This is a genomic window from Staphylococcus pasteuri (assembly GCF_030547725.1).
Lineage (GTDB): Bacteria > Bacillota > Bacilli > Staphylococcales > Staphylococcaceae > Staphylococcus > Staphylococcus pasteuri.
In genome coordinates this window covers 1-262 of record NZ_JAUOQO010000458.1, presented here as the reverse complement: position 1 = coordinate 262, position 262 = coordinate 1, and the positions used below count along the sequence as shown (strand labels likewise).

1 protein-coding gene is annotated in these 262 nt (G+C 31.7%); it reads right to left on the bottom strand.

Translation table 11 applies throughout. The features are described 5' to 3' along the window. Positions 1-61: 61 nt before the first annotated feature. The coding region (locus tag Q4528_RS14345) for a hypothetical protein (RefSeq protein WP_303522301.1) at positions 62-262 on the bottom strand (201 nt) is incomplete at its 5' end.

The window sequence follows — 262 nt, the reverse complement described above, 5'->3', positions numbered from 1 at the left end:
AATAATGGCCTTATGATCAGGTGTTTGTATTGCTTCTATATTTTTTTTATTCATCAGCATTTTAATCTACAACTTTAATTGACTTAAAGCGTTTGTTTTTTGATCTAGCTTTCGCTAACCAATTCACATCTTGGTAGAGTGATTTGTAGGTGTCATCACTGATATCTTTGATGTTTCTAGTTTGATCCGCTTTTCTGCAAATTTTTACAAAGGCGTTTATTAGCTTTGCCCTGCTTATTGTGAATTCACTATTTTTTAAAGG